Origin of the sequence: Algoriphagus locisalis (assembly GCF_900116615.1) — a bacterium.
In the GTDB taxonomy this organism is placed as follows: Bacteria; Bacteroidota; Bacteroidia; order Cytophagales; family Cyclobacteriaceae; genus Algoriphagus; species Algoriphagus locisalis.
Genome location: NZ_FPBF01000008.1, coordinates 75,587 through 90,436, shown reverse-complemented (window position 1 = coordinate 90,436; position 14,850 = coordinate 75,587). Strand labels below are relative to the sequence as shown.

Here is a 14,850-nt window from a genome sequence, read left to right as displayed (position 1 = left end):
TATGGAGACACTTGCCATCAGATTAAAAATAGGGGATAGAGAATATCCCATGCGCGTAAAGATCGAGGACGAGTCCAAAATCCGTCATGCTGGCAAGCTGATTAATGAAAAATTAAAAAAGTATAAAGAGGAGTACGGACTGGACGACAACCAGGATTTGCTGGCTATGGTAGCCTTTGATTGCATGGTGGAATCATTAGAAACCAGTCAGGTTAATTCGGAGGATTCCGAGCATATTAAATCCAGTATTTCTCATATCAACGCTTTGTTAGCTAAGGCGTTATAATTATTTATAACACAAATATCAGGAGATTTTTCAGATTCCCCCGGGTTTAATTTATATCCAAAATACCTATGGGAGACATATTATATATCATCCTCGCAGCCCTTGTTGGGACTGGTGCAGGAGCCGCTATTGCTGGCGCATTGATAAAAAACAAAAACGCAAAACTGGAGGAAGAAACTCGCGAGAAAGTAAAATCCATGCTTCGTGAAGCAGAAATCAACGCAGAGTCTATCAAGAAAGACAGGATTCTGGAAGCAAAGGAAAAGTACCTCAAGCTGAAATCTGAGTTTGATGAGGAGATGAGTAATAAGAAGAATATTATCATCACCAATGAGAATAAAGTAAAGCAAAGAGAGCAGCAGGTTTCTAAAGAACTGGAGCAGGTGAAGCGAAAAGAAGCAGAACTGGATAGCAAATCCGAGAATCTTAATGCCCAGCTTCATTCCTTAAAAGTCAAAAAAGAAGAGCTTGACCGGGTGACTAATCAGCGTATCGCTGATCTTGAAAAAGTTGCTAATCTGACTCGGGAAGAAGCACGCGATCAGTTGGTAAACATGCTTACTGAAGAAGCCAATTCCAGAGCATCTTCTCAGATCAAAGATATCCTTGACGAAGCCAAACTTACTGCCACAAAGCAGGCGAAAAAGATCGTGTTGGATACCATCCAGCGTACAGCGACTGAGCATGCAGTGGAAAACTGCGTCTCAGTATTCAACATCGAGAGTGATGATATCAAAGGTAAAATCATCGGTAGAGAAGGTAGAAACATCCGTGCGCTGGAAGCAGCTACAGGAGTGGAGATTGTCGTAGATGATACGCCAGAGGCAATCATTATTTCCGGTTTTGATCCGGTAAGAAGAGAAGTGGCGAGACTTTCGCTTCACCGATTGGTGCAGGATGGACGTATTCACCCAGCTAGAATCGAAGAAGTAGTAGCTAAGACGGAAAAGAATATAGAAGAAGAAATCGTCGAAATCGGCGAGAGAACTTGTATAGATCTAGGGATTCACGGTCTTCATCCTGAATTGATCAGAATGGTAGGACGTATGAGATACAGATCTTCTTATGGTCAAAACCTCCTTCAGCACTCCAGAGAAGTGGCCAAGCTTTGTGCTACCATGGCAGCAGAAATGGGTCTAAATGCCAAGATGGCCAAGCGTGCAGGTTTGCTTCACGATATAGGGAAAGTGTGGCATGAAGAGCAGGAGCTACCACACGCAGTATTGGGAATGGAGCTTGCGAAGCGATACAAAGAACATCCAGAAATCTGCAATGCAATCGGAGCTCACCACGATGAAATTGAGATGACTTCGATGATCTCTCCAATTGTTCAGGCTTCTGATGCGATTTCAGGCGCTAGACCAGGCGCAAGACGCGAAGTGATGGATAGTTACATCAAACGTCTGAAAGACCTTGAGGAGCTCGCTTTGAGCTTTGACGGGGTTAACAAATGCTTTGCCATGCAGGCAGGTCGTGAACTTCGGGTTTTGGTAGATGCTGACAATGTAGATGATTCTACTGCAGGTAAGCTTTCTTTTGATATTTCTCAGAAAATAGAAAAAGAAATGCAATATCCTGGACAGATCAAAATCACAGTAATCAGAGAAATGAGATCTGTAAATTACGCGAGATAAATAGAGGCTATAAGACAGCAGAAGGAAGACCGAGGTGGCCTTGAAGCTACTCTTTCCGAACACTATGTTGCTTTTGTTTTGCTGGCAGAAAAGCGGATCTCCATAAAATATTAACTTGATTACTAGGTAAATGGCAGATATCTTCGGGTTTCTGCCATTTTTATTTTAAGCTTATGATGCCTTTATATAGGATGAACAGTCTTGCAAGTTTGATCATGGAACTTCGGATATTGTTTGGGAGGGTTCGCTTGACAAAGCTGGAGATTCAGATACTTGAGCAACAATTCCCGTACTATGCCAGACTTTCAGAAAAGCATAAAAAGGAATTCAGAGAGAAACTTGCAGTGATTCTTACCACCAAATCTTTCATTGGAAGAGGAGGTTTGAGAATTGTCAGTCCCGAAATGAAAATCCTGATTGGAGCAACTATGGTGATGGTTACCTTCGGTTGGAAAGATCTTCGTCTGCCTCATTTTAGTAAGATTCTAATCTACCCAGATACGTACTACAGTACAATTTCCAGACAGTATCATCGTGGTGAAGTGAATCCAAGGTATGGGATTATAGTGATGTCCTGGAATTGTTTTTTGAATGGAATGGAAAACCAGAAGGATGGAGTGAATCTCGGGATCCATGAAGTAGCTCATGCCCTTAAACTAGAAAATCAGATTTACTACAACGACGAATGCGAATTCTTCAACCCCGAGGTTTATCGATCTTTTCAAGTGCTTGCCAGTGAAGAAATCCAAAAGATTAAAGCTGGAGACCAAACCGTTTTCAGGTCAAATGGTGGAATAGATCATGATGAGTTTTTTGCGGTAGGATTGGAGACTTTCTTTGAAAAACCCCACGAGTTTTTTGAGTATAATCCTGAACTGTATGGAACATTAGTGAGATTAATGCGACAGGATCCTAGGGTTTGGATTGGGACTAGGTCTTGATACTCTTTTAAACTGAATTATTTGATTTTTAGGAAGTAAGAGGAATTCTTTCCATTACCTACCGAAATCTAAGTTTCCTTTTTATTATAGAAATTCTTCAATTAAAGTTGTATTTTGTTTTATTAAACGGCAATCTCAGTCATGAAAAAAGCAATTTATTTTCTAATCTTTTCTTTAGTCGGGCTTTTAGGATGTCCAATGGAAGAAAATGAGCCACAGCCCGACCTGGAAATTCCTTTGCCAGAATATAGTTTTATGGTTGATGAAAGAGATGGGAATCAATATAAAATTATCACTATCGCTGATCAGACTTGGTTTGCTGAGAATCTCAGGTATAATCTAAACTTATTTAATGGTGAAGACCTAGATGCATGGTATCAAAGTTGGGCTCAAGAAAGAGGGACATTTAGCCAATTAAATTTGCAAAAGGATTCTGTTGCTGTATATGGCTATATATATAATTGGTTTGCAATCTCAGATCCCCAGCCGTTGTGTCCAGATGGATGGAAGATACCATCAAATGCAGATTGGGACAAACTTTTAGTTGCCCTTGGTGGAAAGGAAATAGCTGGTGGAAATATGAAAGCTACAACAAAATGGAATCTACCAAATAAAGGTGCTACTAATTCAAGTGGGTTTTCTGCATATCCAGTCGAATGGAGAGATGCTGTTGGGAATTTCTCACAATCGGTTGGAAGGTATACATATTATTGGAGTAGTTCTGAAATAAACTCCAATAGTGCATGGCTGTACATACTTTCTGCTTCGGGAGAAGGTTTTGGTGCGGTTGATAATGCGAAAAATACTGGCGTTTCTTGTAGGTGTCTGAAAAACTGATATGAAAATAATTGGGTTTTTTTTGAAATTTAGTCAAGCACCCTTTGGTAAAATAAATTCTATTTTGAGCTTTTTATCTGCTTTCTTACCTAATAACAATCCATTTTTACCAAAAGAATGTACTTTGGCAGTTTAGAAAGAGAAAAATGTATCAAGTCATGAAAATTTCACTTAATTATATTGGAGTTATATTACTTTTTTTGATTGGTTTAGTGTCCTGTGGTACCAAAGAAAATAAGCAAGAGATATCATCTGATACATCTGTTCAAGAATCGTATTCCAACCCTTTGGATGTTGCATTTGGCGATCCATTTATATTGAATGATGGTGAAGGAAAGTATTACATGTACGGAACAGGTGGTGGAGCAAAAGATGGTTTTGCTGCTTATTCTTCCAAAAATCTAACTAATTGGGAATTTGAAGGGCAAGTCTATCAGGGCAACACGGAAGAAAGCTGGGCAAGTAAATTCTTCTGGGCGCCGGAAGTCTATAAAATTGAGGGAAAATATTACATGTTTTTCAGTGCCCAGTGGAAAGTCAATCCAACAATCGAAGAGGAAAATTTCATGATTGGAGTGGCAGAATCTGATAGTCCGACTGGACCTTTTACTGAAATGTATGACAAGCCTGTTTTTGATCCTGGCTATCCAATTATTGATGCGAATGTCTATTGGGAAAATGGGAAATATTACCTCTATTATTCACGGGCATGCTACAAGCATCCTGTGGAAAGTGAAGTGGCAGATTGGGCCAAAGAAAAAGGCTGGTATGATGAAATAGAAGAAAGCTGGGTGTATGGAGTGGAGCTGAAGCCTGATTTCTCGGGAGTAATCGGCGAGCCTGTATTATGCCTGCGTCCTCCTTTGAAAATGGATGATGCACAAGCTGAGTGGGAAAGCAGATCAGTCACCAAGCAGGAAATCAATAGAAGATGGACAGAAGGATCTGTGATCTTCAAACATGAGGATATCTATTACATGATGTATTCCAGCAACTATTATGCTGGTGAAAATTATGCGGTTGGTTACGCTACTTCCAAGAGTCCACTAGGTCCATTTACCAAAGCGGCGAATAATCCTGTTTTGGAACTCAACACGCACAAAGGCGGGCAGGTGACTGGCACTGGTCACAATAACATTGTTTTCATGGATAATGGAGACATGTATTGTGTTTATCATGGTCGTACCAAAGAATCCGGACAGGAGCGCGTAGTGTTTCTGGATAAAATGGAAATCAAATCTGACGGTACTTTGGTAGTCCATGGGCCGACGACTACACCACAGGATATGCCATTATAAGAACTGCCACTAAAAAGAAAAGGAAAGCATAACTAGTGCTTTCCCTTTCCTCTTAATATAAATAGAGCCTTAAATCTGACAGCCCTAAATTTAGAGGATGCTAAGCTTGTAGAAGTTGGTCTACAGCTCCTGATACAGCTTCTACCAGTCCCTCATGGCCTCTTAAGTCCTCACCCCAGTAAGATCTCTCACTCAGTAATTTCTCTACAGTTTCCATAGTAGAATCAAGTTTCCAAGCTGACTTGAATTCAGCCATTAGCGTAGGATTGTCGTTTACCGGAGTTTCTACCCCGTTGTAATTTCCTTTGTAAAACACCAGAAGAGCAGCAAATGAAAGGGTTAATTTTTCTGGCCACACCTTTTTCAACTCATAATAAGCGAGTAAAGAAGGTAGTACCCGCACTTTGAATTTGGAAATACTGTTCAGTGCGATGGACTTTAATTCATGCACGATAAATGGATTAGCGAATCGCTCTAACACATCATTTGCAAATTGTTCCAATTCCTCTTGAGGCATATCAAGTGTAGGGATGATTTCCTCGTAAATCGCTTCTTTCAAAAAAGCTCCGATTTCCGGATTTTCAACAGATTCCCTTACAGTTCTCAATCCTTTTAGATAAGCATAAGGCACCATGGAAGTATGGCCACCATTTAGAATTCTTACCTTTTGCGTGCGAAAAGGAGCAAGATTATCCACGAATTTCACATTGAGTCCAGCTTTATCCAGCGGGAATTCTTCCTTAACAGTCGCAACTTCTTCGATAGCCCAGAAATGATAAGGCTCCACCATCACAGCCATCTCATCTTTGTAACCTAGTTTCTCCTGAATCTCATCTATGGATCCTTTAGGGAATCCAGGGACAATTCTATCTACTAAGGTGTTACAGAAAATATTTTTCCAATCAATCCATTCAGAAAACTCTGCCGGTAACTTCCAGAAGGAAATGTATTTCTGTATGCATTCTTTTAGGGCATCACCATTGCCTTCAATCAATTCGCAGGGAAGAAAAATCAGTCCTTTTGAAGCATCACCTTTGAATGTTTTAAACCTGTGATAGAGTAATGCAGTTAGCTTTCCAGGGAAAGTTTTGGATATGCTGTCTGCTGAGTGATCTGTCTGATCAAAAACAATTCCGGCTTCTGTGGTATTTGAAACGACAAATCTTAAATCCGGATTTTCTCCCAGTTTTAGGTATTCTTCATATTCTTCAAAAACATTCGTAATTCCTGCTACGCAGGTGACAAGCTTCGATTCCTGAACCAATTCTCCTTTTTTCAACCCTTGCTCTATCACATGGAAAAGACAGTCTTGGTCTTTCATAGGATTGTTGCCAGACTTGCTGTGAACTTGTACGATGTGAATATCCCCATCAAACACATTGGCTTCGTTTGATTTTTCAGTCATCCAATCAGTAAAACCTCTTAGGAAATTTCCATTTCCGAATTGAAGGATTTTAACTGGGCGTGGTGTGGTTGTTATTGCAGATCGACTAAGAGGTTTCATAGTATGGTAAAAGGTCGGAGAGCTTATATGTTTTCTTGGTTGAGTGAAGAATTGCGAATGATCAGCTCTGGTTTCAGGATAGTTTTCTTGGAGATTATATTGGTTTGATCCTTTTGATTTAGGATTTCAAAAAAGGTTTCTGCAGTGATATTCCCCATTGGAATACTTTTTTGATTCACGGTTGTAAGCGTTGGTTCGGTGAAAGAAGTAAACGGTTCGTCTCCAAATCCAACCAATTTCACATCTTGTGGAAGTTTATAGCCATTTTCCTTCAAGACCTGCATGGCACCCATGATGGAATAATCTGAAGCAGAAAATACTGCGTCAAAGGAGGTTTTCTCATCGATCACCTCCTGCATAGTGGCACGTCCATCTTCTAGCTGCAGCTTACTGAATCTGATCAATTCTGGGTCAACAGCAATTCCATGCTTCAACAAGGCATCTTCATAGCCTCTTTTACGCTCCTTATAGATATTGATATTTTGAGAACTCGTAAAATGAACGATGCGTTTACAGCCCTCTTTGATCAAGTGCTCCGTGGCTTGGAAAGCCCCAAAATAATCATCGATTACCACCTGACTTACATCAAGTTCATTTGTAACTCGATCGAATAAAACTAGAGGAATTCCTTTCTTGAGGATTTTCTTAAAGTGATCTACATTCTCGGTGGTTTTGCCGATTGAAGCAATTACTCCATCCACCTGTACATTCAGCAGCGCTTCAATCGTCTGCATTTCTTTCTCATAGTCATCATATGACTGAGAAATCACCACCTTATAGTTAAAGGAATTTGCGATTTCCTCTATCCCACGGATTACAGAAGAAAAGAAGTTTCGATTTGCAGTAGGAACCACTACTCCGATCAGTCTGCTTTTCCCACTTCTGAGTGCTGAAGCAATGTTATTAGGCTGGTAATTGAGTTCTTTGGCCGCCTTTAATACTTTTTTCTTTGTGGCGTCCGAGATCCTTGGGTTGTTATTCAATGCTCTTGAAACAGTCGAAGCTGTTACCTGTAGCTTTTCAGCGATATCATGAATGGTGGCTTTACCGTTTTTCATTGCCTCTAGGTTGGGTTTACTGGTTCAAAAGCTAAAATAACTATTCTCCGATTGGCTTTCCTATTGTGGCCAATATACCACCATCTACATAAATGATTTGTCCGTTGATGAAGTTACTAGCTGGACTGGCAAGGAAAACTACAGTTCCTCCAAGGTCGTCTGGGTCTCCCCATCTTCCCGCAGGAGTTCTGTTGACAATAAAGTCGTTAAAAGGATGTCCATCCACCCTGATCGGAGCGGTTTGTTCGGTAGCAAAATAGCCTGGACCGATACCATTCACCTGAATGTTATATTTCGCCCATTCAGTGGCCAGGTTTCTAGTCAGCATTTTCAAACCACCCTTTGCAGCTGCATAGGCACTTACCGTGTTACGGCCGAGCTCGCTCATCATGGAGCAAATGTTGATGATTTTCCCACTCCCATTTTTTACCATGGTCTTGGCTACTCGCTGCGATACAATAAAGGGAGAGACAAGGTCTATGTCTATTACTTTACGGAAGTCTTCTGGCTCCATTTCTAATGCCGGTGTCCGCTGGATCATGCCTGCGTTATTCACCAAAATGTCTATATCACCGATTTCTGCCTCTATTTTAGAGATGGCTGTATTAACAGCTTTTGAGTCACTTACATCAAATAAATACGGATGAGCTACTATATTTTCAGCGGCATATGCTTCAATGGCAGCCTCCATCTTGGAAGGTGTATGGCCGTTAATGACCAAGGTAGCGCCTTGATGAGCCAAAGCTTTCGCCATAGCCATACCAAGTCCGTGAGTTGCTCCAGTGACGAGAGCAATTTTGCCTTTTAGTTCAAAATTTGGTTTCATGATTATTGTGTTATCGTAATTCGGCTGGCTTTACCATATCCATGTCTCCATAGTCCATGTTTTCACCTGCCATTCCCCAGATAAAAGTATAATTGGAGGTGCCTGCTCCGCTGTGGATAGACCAAACTGGAGAGATCACCGCTTGATGATTTTTCATCCAAATATGTCTAGTCTCATCTGGAGCGCCAATATAATGTGAAACTACATTTTCTTCTTTTAGATCGAAATAGAAATAAGCCTCCATTCTGCGGTCGTGCACGTGCGCAGGCATAGTATTCCATACAGAGCCTGGCTTCAACTCTGTCATTCCCATTTGCAATTGGCAGGTCTTCACTACAGAATTTACCAAGAGTTTATAGATGGTCCTATGATTGGAGTTTTCCAAAGACCCTAGTGTGACCACTTCAGCATCTTCTTGTGTGATTTTTCGCGTCGGGTAGGAGCTGTGGGCAGGTGCAGAATTGAAATATAATAATGCCTTGCCTTCAGCAGCAGGGTGAAAGATGACCTTTTGAATGCCTTTGCCTATGTAAAGCGCTTCTTTACGACCAAGACTAATTGATTCTCCATCCACCTCAATGGTGCATTGATCACCTACGTTTATGATACCGATCTCACGACGTTCCAAGAAATATGGAGCTTTCAGTTGATCGATCGTTTCCAGATGGACGGGTTGATCTACAGGATGGATGCCGCCTACGATCAGCCGATCTTCCATTGTGTACACTCCTGTGATTTGGTTGGGGATGAAAATTTCTTCTAGTAAAAATTTTTCGCGAATCTCTTGGGTCGCATACATACTGAAGTCTTCCGGGTGTGATGAATACCGGGTTTGAATAGATATACTCATAAGGGTCTATGTAATCGTTTGCGCAATATAGTATTAATTTTGAAAATCAAATACCGATAGTCTCAATCGTTTATTTTGTTTTGGCGAACTAGTATTTTGTATCTAGAATGTAAATAGCCTTTTAATGTTTAAAAAGAAGAATAATACCCCTTAAAAATTTTTTTTTATTTAATTTATTTTTAATATGCAATCGATTGCTCAAACGGCAAGGATGAGTAAGCTTTTGAATTCATAATACCAAGTTGTTTAATTATGTATTTTATTGATTTTAAGACTACTAATGATAATACAGCCCAAAATATCCAGTAAGTCGAAACCACTGTTTTTGTATCTAATTCATGGTTTTGTACTAGTTGTTGCATTAAGTTGTACACAAGAGAAGAAAAATGAAAACTCGGAGGATTCACCTGAATCTTTTCGATTTTCTGTGGAGAATACCCTGTCTTTAGAGAGAAGCAGTGAGATGGTCGTTATCAGCCTTGAAGATTTAGAAGAGAAATTTGACTCGAAGCAAGATATGAGCTTTCGGGTATTTTTGGGGGAGGAAGAGATTTCTTCACAGTTAAATAAAAAAGGTACCGATAAAGGACTGGTTTTCGTCCTGCCTACCATTGGGGCAAATCAAAAGCTTGATATAGAAGTGCAGGCTTCACCTGATCTTTCCGCTCCTAATTACCCAAAACTTACTCAAGCAGAACTGTCTCATAAGTTCGGGGGAGAATTCAAAGACCGTGAATATATAGGCGGGCATTTTGAGAATGTAGATTCACTGCATGTTCCAGCTGAGCACACCGATCATTCTTGGTTTATTCGATACGAAGGGCCAGGGTGGGAGTCTGATCTGGTAGGATATCGTTTTTATCTGGATTGGAGAAATGGCATTGACGTTTTTGGGAAAAAGGTGAAAAATCCAGTCTTGCAAGATGTGGGTCAAGATGGTTTTGATTCCTATCATGAGCCTGCCGATTGGGGTATGGATGTGCTAAAGGTGGGTAAGACCTTGGGACTCGGAAGTATCGCCACTTGGGAAGATGGAAAAGCTAGAAGAGTGGATGTGACCGATAGTTTATATGCTGAGATTAGTACCAACGGTCCGGTTTACTCCTCCGTCATGACCAAGTATTATGGCTGGGATTTGCCATCTGGCAAAACGGATATTTTAGCTAATATCTCAATTCACTCAGGAACCAGCCTTTCCAGAATGGATTTGGAGTCCACGAATACAATTGAAAATTTCGCAACGGGTTTGATTAAGGACCCTAAAGGGGAATTACTAGTCAGTGATACGGACTTGGATTATGGCTACATCGCCACCTACGGTCCACAAAGTTTGGCAGGAGATAACCTGGGTATTGCGGTGATTTATCCAGTAGGTAAACTAAAAGAAATCACTGAAGATGAGCTTTCCCATGTTCTGGTTTTTGATTCAAGTGATAAGAAAATGAGCTATTATTTTCTAGCCGCTTGGGAGCAGGAGCCTGGTGGAATCACTTCTCAGGAGGATTTCAAAAAATATTTAGATGAGGAAATTGTCAAGCTTTCGAATCCGCTCAAAATATTGGTGAAGTAAAATTTACTTTATATAAGTCACAAGTAAACCCAAAATAAGCGATGCTTAAATTATTCAAATACACCTCATTAGCACTCTTTTCAGGTGCTCTTTTGCTTAGCTGCTCTGCCGAAAAATCTACTGAAAGCGCAGAAGTAGAAATCTCTCCCAAAAAAGACTATTCCATCTGGATGGCAGACTCCGAAATCGCTCGAAACCCGGAAGGCTGGACCCTAGATTTCAACAAAAAACCAAAATGGGAATATACCCATGGCCTGATCATGTCTTCCATGCAGTTGGTTTGGAAGCAAAAAGGCGAGCAAAGATTCTATGATTACACCAAGAAGTTTGCGGATTTCATGGTGGACAGTGCGGGAAATATTCTGACTTATAAAAAGTCTGATTTTAATATTGATAGAGTGAATGGAGGTAAGTTCCTGATCAATCTTTATGAGGAATCAGGGGAAGAGAAATATAAACTTGCCATTGAAGAGTTACGCGATCAGATGCGTAACCATCCAAGAAATAAAGAGGGTGGTTTTTGGCATAAAAAAGTCTATCCTCACCAGATGTGGCTGGACGGAATCTACATGGGGTCTCCTTTTTTGGCTCAATATGCGGCTACTTTCGACGAGCCGGCACTTTTTGATGATGTAGCAAATCAGATTATTGTCATGGATAAGTATGGCTATAGTGAGGAGACAGGACTTTTTCATCACGCCTGGGACGAAAGCAAGGAACAGAAATGGGCTGATCCTGAGACAGGACTTTCCACGAATTATTGGGGAAGAAGCATAGGCTGGTTTGCCATGGCGCTGGTAGATGTGCTGGATTTTCTTCCACAGGATCACCCAAAAAGAAATGATATCATTGCCATTGCCCAGAAACTTGCCAAAGGAATCCAGCGCTACCAAACCCCAGAAGGTGTTTGGTATCAAGTCGTCGATCAGGGCACACGCGAAGGCAATTACCTGGAATCGTCCGCCTCAGGAATGTTTACCTATTTCCTTTTGAAGGGGGCTGAAAAAGGCTATTTGGATCAGGAAGATCTAGCTGCTGGCAAGAAAGCTTACGAAGGAATGTTGGCTGAATTTGTCCGTGAAGATGCAGATGGTAGTGTCAGTTTGACGAATGTATGTGGAGTAGCTGGCTTAGGAGGAAACCCTTACCGTGATGGATCTTTTGAATACTATGTGGGCGAGGAAATCCGTGTAAATGACCCGAAAGGTGTTGGCCCTTTCATTTTGGCTTCTTTGCAATATGAGAAACTGGAAGACTAATGAAAAGCAAATCAATTCTTTACGTTTTAATCTTTTGCCTGAGCGGATTAGTTTCAGCGCAGGAGTTTGACTTTGTGGTAGCCAAAGACGGTTCCGGAGATTTTCAGACCATACAGGAGGCGTTTGATGCCGTTCCGGATTTTCGGAAAAATGAAACGATAATCTTCTTGAAGCCAGGTGTTTACAAAGAGAAATTGGTGCTAGCAGCTTCCAAAACCAATATTTCTCTCATAGGAGAAGATGCTGAAACTACCTTGGTGACTCACGACGATTTTGCGCAGAAGAAAAACAAATTTGGAGAAGAAATGGGAACCACTGGTTCTACCAGCTTCTTCGTTTTCGGAGATGGCTTTTATGCGAAAAACATCACATTTGAGAATTCTTCAGGACCTGTTGGGCAGGCAGTGGCTGTACGTGTCGATGGTGATAAAGTGATGTTTGAAAAGTGCAGGTTTCTGGGTTTTCAGGATACGCTTTATCCTCATGGAGATCGTAGCAGGCAGTATTATAAGGATTGCTACATAGAAGGGACAGTCGATTTTATTTTCGGTTGGTCCACTGCAGTTTTCGAGAACTGTGAGATTTTCTCCAAAAAAAGAGGAAGCTATGTAACCGCTGCATCCACAGAGGAAGCAACAGAATTCGGTTTTGTTTTCATCAATTGCAAACTGACTGGTGAAGGCGAAAATGCATCGGCTTACTTAGGAAGACCATGGCGTGATTATGCCCAGACGGTATTCATCAATACGGAAATGGGAGCACATATCAAACCGGAAGGCTGGCATAACTGGAGCAAACCAAATGCAGAAAAAACTGCTTTCTATGCCGAGTTTGGATCTAGAGGCCCTGGAGCAAACCCTTCCCAGCGAGTGTCATGGTCACATCAATTGACTGAGGAAGAAGCGGCTAAATACACTGCTGAATCAGTGCTTGCAGGTGATGATGACTGGAATCCCAAGAATAGAAGTAATCAATAACAAGAGATTTAGTGAAAAAAATAGTTTATAGCTTTTGCGTTTTGCTCGCTACTGCAAGTTCCGTTTTTGCGCAGCAAAATGAAGTATCCAACGTCTGGGTATCCGATCAAGGTGACGGTACTTACATTAACCCGATTTTGCATGCTGATTATTCAGATCCTGATGTAGTGCGCGTGGGCGAGGATTTTTACATGACAGCCTCAAGTTTCAATGCCGTGCCTGGATTGCCTATTCTTCATTCCAAAGATTTGGTGAATTGGACGTTGGTGAATTATGCTTTGGAAAGGCAAGTTCCGATTGATCACTTTGCAAGCCCCCAGCATGGAAATGGTGTCTGGGCTCCTGCCATCCGCTACCACGAAGGTGAGTTTTACATTTATTGGGGAGATCCGGATTTTGGGATTTACATGGTGAAAACCAAGGATCCGCTGGGTGATTGGGACGAGCCTGTTTTAGTAGAAGCCGGGAAAGGATTAATCGATCCTTGTCCACTGTGGGATGAAGATGGGAAAGCCTATTTATCCCATGCCTATGCGGGAAGCCGGGCGGGTATCAAAAGTGTGTTAGTGGTGAAGCCGATGAACTGGGAAGGGACCAAAACTACTGGTGCTGGCAAAATGGTATTCGATGGCCACGATGCGCATCCTACAGTGGAAGGAACGAAGTTCTATAAGCGAAATGGCTTATATTACATTTTTGCACCAGCGGGTGGAGTTTCCACAGGTTGGCAACTGATTTTGAGATCAAAAAGTCCATATGGGCCTTATGAAGAGCATATTTCTTTGGCAAAAGGTAATACTCCTATCAATGGTCCGCATCAAGGAGCTTGGATTGATACTGAGTCAGGTGAGGATTGGTTTGTACATTTTCAGGATGTGGAAGCTTATGGAAGGATTACTCATTTGCAGCCGATGAGCTGGGAAAATGACTGGCCTACTATGGGGGAAGATCCGGATGGAGATGGTACAGGTCAACCGGTTTTGAAGTATAAAAAGCCAACTATCAATGCTAAACAAGCGATCTCAACTCCTGCGGATTCAGATGAATTTGATGGGGATGATATCGGTTTGCAATGGCAATGGCAGGCAAATCCGGAGGCAACTTGGGCTTTTGCCAATCCGGCTGAGAGTAAGTTGAGACTCTTCACCGCACAACTTCCAGAAGATGCCAAAAACCTTTGGGAAGCTCCTAATTTGCTTTTGCAAAAATTTCCTGCAGAGGAATTTACAACGACCACTTCTCTGGAGTTTTACCCAAATCCCAAACTGCAAAATGAGCAAGTCGGGCTGATCGTGATGGGGATGAGTTATGCGTACCTCTCGTTAGAAAGTACCGAAGATGGCATTTTTCTAAACTATGTCATCTACATCGATGCGGAAAATGGCAAGCCAGAAGTTAAGAAGGAAATAACCACACTGGATACCAATTCGATTCAACTTCGGGTAAGCGTAAGTAAAGGAGGAGTTTGTGCTTTTTCTTACTCCGAAGACGGAGAGAAGTTTGAAGAAATAGAAGAGACCTTTACTGCAGTTCCTGGCAAATGGATAGGAGCCAAAGTTGGGCTTTTTGCAATCAGAAATACCAAAACCAATGACAGCGGATTTGCCGATGTGGATTGGTTTAGGTTTGAGAAGTAGGAAGTAAGTAAGTGGGAAGTAAGGAAGTAGGAAGTTAAAAGCACGAAAAAAGAAATACGAAGTGATTTACGATTAGCGAATTACGATTTGCGAGGTTTTCTTGGACCTCGGAGGTTGATGTCAGGTGCAGATATTTTAGAGAGAAGTAATTCCAAAAGAGAAGTAAGAATTTG

Annotated in this window: 13 protein-coding genes; 9 read left to right on the top strand and 4 right to left on the bottom strand. The window is 41.4% G+C overall.

What is annotated here, in order from left to right:
* The first annotated feature begins 1 nt into the window (after position 1).
* The 5 genes from BM386_RS19560 (at position 2) to BM386_RS19540 (ending at position 4,996) form a co-directional block, all read left to right on the top strand.
* Positions 2-286, top strand: a complete 285-nt coding sequence (locus BM386_RS19560; RefSeq protein WP_091697331.1) for a cell division protein ZapA — start codon at positions 2-4, stop codon at positions 284-286.
* 68 nt (positions 287-354) lie between these two features.
* A complete protein-coding gene (gene rny, locus BM386_RS19555) occupies positions 355-1,920 on the top strand; it encodes a ribonuclease Y (protein WP_091697330.1) in 1,566 nt (521 codons plus the stop codon).
* 215 nt (positions 1,921-2,135) lie between these two features.
* The gene (locus tag BM386_RS19550) at positions 2,136-2,861 is read left to right on the top strand and encodes a zinc-dependent peptidase (protein WP_244545574.1); all 726 of its coding nucleotides are present in this window, start codon (positions 2,136-2,138) and stop codon (positions 2,859-2,861) included.
* Positions 2,862-3,002: 141 nt separating this feature from the next.
* Complete coding sequence (locus BM386_RS19545; RefSeq protein ID WP_091697327.1) at positions 3,003-3,698, top strand: FISUMP domain-containing protein; 696 nt, start codon at positions 3,003-3,005, stop codon at positions 3,696-3,698.
* Between the two features lie 158 nt (positions 3,699-3,856).
* Positions 3,857-4,996: a glycoside hydrolase family 43 protein gene (locus BM386_RS19540; protein ID WP_091697625.1), complete on the top strand. Its 1,140-nt coding sequence runs from the start codon at positions 3,857-3,859 to the stop codon at positions 4,994-4,996.
* Positions 4,997-5,096: 100 nt separating this feature from the next.
* On the opposite strand, the gene BM386_RS19535 is transcribed toward BM386_RS19540, so the two are convergent.
* From BM386_RS19535 to kduI, 4 genes are read right to left on the bottom strand one after another with little or no spacing between them, the layout of a single operon-like run.
* A complete protein-coding gene (locus BM386_RS19535) occupies positions 5,097-6,500 on the bottom strand; it encodes a tagaturonate reductase (RefSeq protein WP_091697325.1) in 1,404 nt (467 codons plus the stop codon).
* 23 nt (positions 6,501-6,523) lie between these two features.
* Positions 6,524-7,558: a LacI family DNA-binding transcriptional regulator gene (locus tag BM386_RS19530; protein WP_091697323.1), complete on the bottom strand. Its 1,035-nt coding sequence runs from the start codon at positions 7,556-7,558 to the stop codon at positions 6,524-6,526.
* 40 nt (positions 7,559-7,598) lie between these two features.
* A complete protein-coding gene (locus BM386_RS19525; protein WP_091697321.1) occupies positions 7,599-8,384 on the bottom strand; it encodes a gluconate 5-dehydrogenase in 786 nt (261 codons plus the stop codon).
* Positions 8,385-8,394: 10 nt separating this feature from the next.
* Entirely contained in the window at positions 8,395-9,234 is an 840-nt protein-coding gene (gene kduI / locus BM386_RS19520) for a 5-dehydro-4-deoxy-D-glucuronate isomerase (protein ID WP_091697319.1), read from the bottom strand.
* A 325-nt stretch (positions 9,235-9,559) separates the two neighbouring features.
* Here kduI and BM386_RS19515 point away from each other — a divergent pair, with 325 nt between their 5' ends.
* From BM386_RS19515 to BM386_RS19500, 4 genes are read left to right on the top strand one after another with little or no spacing between them, the layout of a single operon-like run.
* Positions 9,560-10,804: a DUF4861 domain-containing protein gene (locus BM386_RS19515; RefSeq protein WP_244545573.1), complete on the top strand. Its 1,245-nt coding sequence runs from the start codon at positions 9,560-9,562 to the stop codon at positions 10,802-10,804.
* A gap of 41 nt (positions 10,805-10,845) precedes the next feature.
* Positions 10,846-12,063: a glycoside hydrolase family 88/105 protein gene (locus BM386_RS19510; RefSeq protein ID WP_091697316.1), complete on the top strand. Its 1,218-nt coding sequence runs from the start codon at positions 10,846-10,848 to the stop codon at positions 12,061-12,063.
* The gene (locus BM386_RS19505) at positions 12,063-13,040 is read left to right on the top strand and encodes a pectinesterase family protein (protein ID WP_091697314.1); all 978 of its coding nucleotides are present in this window, start codon (positions 12,063-12,065) and stop codon (positions 13,038-13,040) included. Before BM386_RS19510 ends, BM386_RS19505 begins: the two co-directional genes overlap by 1 nt.
* 41 nt (positions 13,041-13,081) lie before the next feature.
* Entirely contained in the window at positions 13,082-14,677 is a 1,596-nt protein-coding gene (locus BM386_RS19500; protein ID WP_425285316.1) for a glycoside hydrolase family 43 protein, read from the top strand.
* The last annotated feature ends 173 nt before the right edge of the window (positions 14,678-14,850 follow it).

Coding starts and splice junctions, on each gene's coding strand:
- BM386_RS19545 (WP_091697327.1), top strand. CDS start 3,003: ATGAAAAAAGCAATTTATTTTCTAATCTTTTCTTTAGTCGGGCTTTTA.
- BM386_RS19510 (WP_091697316.1), top strand. CDS start 10,846: ATGCTTAAATTATTCAAATACACCTCATTAGCACTCTTTTCAGGTGCT.
- BM386_RS19530 (WP_091697323.1), bottom strand. CDS start 7,558: ATGAAAAACGGTAAAGCCACCATTCATGATATCGCTGAAAAGCTACAG.
- BM386_RS19535 (WP_091697325.1), bottom strand. CDS start 6,500: ATGAAACCTCTTAGTCGATCTGCAATAACAACCACACCACGCCCAGTT.
- kduI (WP_091697319.1), bottom strand. CDS start 9,234: ATGAGTATATCTATTCAAACCCGGTATTCATCACACCCGGAAGACTTC.
- BM386_RS19550 (WP_244545574.1), top strand. CDS start 2,136: ATGGAACTTCGGATATTGTTTGGGAGGGTTCGCTTGACAAAGCTGGAG.
- BM386_RS19525 (WP_091697321.1), bottom strand. CDS start 8,384: ATGAAACCAAATTTTGAACTAAAAGGCAAAATTGCTCTCGTCACTGGA.
- rny (WP_091697330.1), top strand. CDS start 355: ATGGGAGACATATTATATATCATCCTCGCAGCCCTTGTTGGGACTGGT.
- BM386_RS19505 (WP_091697314.1), top strand. CDS start 12,063: ATGAAAAGCAAATCAATTCTTTACGTTTTAATCTTTTGCCTGAGCGGA.
- BM386_RS19560 (WP_091697331.1), top strand. CDS start 2: ATGGAGACACTTGCCATCAGATTAAAAATAGGGGATAGAGAATATCCC.
- BM386_RS19540 (WP_091697625.1), top strand. CDS start 3,857: ATGAAAATTTCACTTAATTATATTGGAGTTATATTACTTTTTTTGATT.